We start from the raw sequence: 3078 nt of genomic DNA, 5'->3' as shown, positions 1-3078 counted from the left end.
ATTACGTAATTTGTTTAAAGGGATATATAGGGTTATTATTCAATGTAACTAAAATAATTTAAAAGGAGATAGGAAGTTATGTTTAAAGTAAAAACAAGGGGAAAAATAAAAGAAATTGTTATGGTTTCAACGGCTTGTACCATGTTGTCAATGTATGGAGCACCAATTTCTAGTACAGAGGCAGCAACCCGATCTCATGCCCCATCAGTTTATGTAACACCACAGAATACTGCTGCTTCAGATATTATTAGCATAGACTGGTCACCAGTCCAAACGGCACCTTATACATATTGGGCTGTGCATAACTGGAATCAGGGAGGAGAAGGTGGTGGTTATGCGGGCTTCCAACAACAAAGTGGTTTTGATCAATTCGGTAAACGTACCCTTCACTTTGCGCTTTGGGATCCAATAGCATCAAACCAAGCAATAAAAGCTGAATATTTATCGCCGACTTCAGAAGCCAGTAGATTTGGTGGAGAAGGAACAGGTCTAAAGGTACAAACAACTTATAATTGGAAAGATAGTGAATGGTATCGAATGACTCTACGTTCTTGGCAAGAAGATGGCCATACAAAGTTTGGCCAGTGGATAAAAGATAATAAATTAAATCAATGGAAGTTAGTTGCTATTATGGATCATCCAGTTGCAAATGTGGCATTTAACTATGGTTTATCGATGTTTCAAGAGGACTGGGCTGGTAATGGACAAGATGTAAGAGAAGCACGTCTTAAAAATGGATACAGCAGAAAAGTTTCAGATAAACAATGGAATTCTTGGAATAATCAGCGTATCTCTGGGCAACATGATACGTCCTATCAATACGATGGAGGAGCAACTTCAGAATATCTATGGGTTAGGGCAGGAGGAAATACTCAATCAACTATTGGTACTGGAAAAACCTTTAATATAAATCAGCCTAGTCAACCAGAAATGGGAAATTTAGATTTTGATATTCAAAATACTCGCTTTGAAGATGGAAAATTAAATGTTTCATGGAAATTGAAAGAACAAAGTACTCCACAGTTTAAAGGGAAAATTGAAATCTATGACAATGAAAAGTTAATGGGACAACCTTTGAAAGTAATCGATAATATTAAGTCTTACAAAACTGAGGTAAGTCAAACTATGCAATTGCCTCAAACGGCTTTTGCTAAAATTACATTAACAGACATATTTGATCGAACTGTAGAGAAAAAAGTAGAAATTACAAATGGAAATTCTGATATTTTAGTAGGGAACCAATTTGCATGGTCCCTAAAAGGATATAGTGATCGAGAAATTGCAAAAGTAGATTATAATAAAACAGCAGAAGAGCTGAAAATCAAATTAGAAGCTGGTGTGCCGCATTCTTATTTCAATAGCACATATGCAAGTATTAAAGTCCATAATTCATCTGGTAGCGTTATGTACAATAAGGAAATTATGGGAAATAGACAACAAAATGCTGAAACCCAAACAGTACCTGTAAAAGAGGGAGATTATATAGAATTTACTCATATAGAAGGGGAAGTGGCGAAGGAAAAAACACGAGCGACTTTAACTAACCTTGAGAATGGAAAACAGGAATATATCGGAAAGAAAAGAACATATCGGGTTACATCTACAGGTTTAATCAGACAATAGACGTATTAAAAAGTTGGGGGAATCCCCAACTTTTTTTATCATTTTAGTCAAGAGGATTCCTTCTTCAAGGAATGCGAAGTGAGTAGGTGGAGATAAACTGGCTTCGAATAACGGATAGCAGGAAGCTTTATCAATAAGTATGCAAATATTTTAAAAACTAATTTTTATACAAAAAGTGTATACTTATGACAAAAAAGTTTCATTAAACCAATAATTTTGTTTTTGGTAAATTTAAGATACGTAATTAATATGCGTTTTTCGAGAAAAATGTATAATTATGTCAAATTTTCTTCATTTACATGACCATGAACGTGGTATAAAAATGAAGCATATCCAAAATTATTAAAGGAGCTGAAAAAATGATTAAAAAACTTATTATTGGTTCTATTTTTTTAGGAACAGCAATAGGAGTAAGTAAACCTACATTTGCTTCAACAAATGATTCTCCATCACAGTTTCAAGATAGGGGAAATGCCCAAGTTCAATCAATACCATCACCATGGCAGTATTTAGGGCAAACCTCTAGGGAACTTCAAATTAAAACTAAGGATCCAAAAGTGCTTGCTTTTGAATTAGCAAAAGAGGCTCCATTTTACGAAGATGAATTAGTGGATGTGTGTTCTGCAATCTTAAGAGAAAATGTAAATGTAGTATATTGGACAAGTAAGGAATGGGCTAGATTTGAAGTAGGAAATTACGAGTTTAAACATGAAATGAAAATTTATAGAGATAAAGAACGTCAGCAATTAATTACTTCACTAGAATCATAAAAAAATAGAAGCTATCTTTAGTAAGATATGCATCCAATGTAGACAGGAAAAGAAATCACATAAAACTGTTTCGATATTGGAAAGTAAACTAAAAAAACAAGTATAATTACTTGTTTTTTTTAGGTACAGTAATTATTTAGAAGGCTTAGCTTGTGCATGGTCACCTACATTAATTGGAAAACCATAATCCGCTCTACAACATGATTGGGATACAAAAGCTAGAAAGATATCAATCCATTTATTTTTAAATTGAATTAATATTCCTCCGTCATGGTATGATTCGTTATATTTTGAAAAATCATTTCACAAGCAATATGTAATACTTTATGGGAACATTATTAAATTTGAACGATATAAACAGAACTTTGTTGATAATTAGCTAAAAAAGTATTGTACGATTAAATGCATTGTGTTACATTTGTGTTACAAAAATATTGCTTAATGTTATTATTGTTTCGGTAATGTTTCTTGTTGTTTCTGTAATGTTACGAAATTTATAGATGTTTTATGTGTATAGGAGTGTGTGTAGTAAAGAGTCTGAGTTGAAAATAAGTGCACACTTTAAATTTCCTTTCTGTCTGAATGAAGAAGACTACCAACTAATTAAGGGGTTTAAAGTAAAAACTTTAAATAAAATGTGCTTCCTTTCCCACACACAATTTAGTACATATTTAAAGTACAGTCT

At 32.7% G+C, this 3078-nt stretch carries 2 protein-coding genes and 1 pseudogene; 2 read left to right on the top strand and 1 reads right to left on the bottom strand.

Features of this window, described 5'->3' with window-relative positions:
- Positions 1-78 precede the first annotated feature (78 nt).
- Together ACQGS6_RS25550 and ACQGS6_RS25545 are read left to right on the top strand one after the other, a co-directional pair.
- The gene (locus ACQGS6_RS25550) at positions 79-1623 is read left to right on the top strand and encodes a DUF3472 domain-containing protein (RefSeq protein WP_076775132.1); all 1545 of its coding nucleotides are present in this window, start codon (positions 79-81) and stop codon (positions 1621-1623) included.
- A gap of 359 nt (positions 1624-1982) precedes the next feature.
- Entirely contained in the window at positions 1983-2393 is a 411-nt protein-coding gene (locus ACQGS6_RS25545) for a hypothetical protein (protein WP_000592185.1), read from the top strand.
- Positions 2394-2525: 132 nt separating this feature from the next.
- Here the strand turns inward: ACQGS6_RS25545 and ACQGS6_RS25540 are convergent.
- Positions 2526-2681: pseudogene (locus ACQGS6_RS25540) on the bottom strand (DUF2278 family protein); the annotation flags it as partial.
- Between the last annotated feature and the right edge of the window lie 397 nt (positions 2682-3078).

It is taken from the genome of Bacillus sp. GMs2/2, assembly GCF_050172095.1.
Classification (GTDB): Bacteria; Bacillota; Bacilli; order Bacillales; family Bacillaceae_G; genus Bacillus_A; species Bacillus_A cereus.
This window is presented reverse-complemented; position numbering and strand designations above follow the sequence as displayed.

Excerpts from the sequence above, each read along its gene's own strand:
- ACQGS6_RS25550 (WP_076775132.1), top strand. The coding sequence starts at position 79 with ATGTTTAAAGTAAAAACAAGGGGAAAAATAAAAGAAATTGTTATGGTT.
- ACQGS6_RS25545 (WP_000592185.1), top strand. The coding sequence starts at position 1,983 with ATGATTAAAAAACTTATTATTGGTTCTATTTTTTTAGGAACAGCAATA.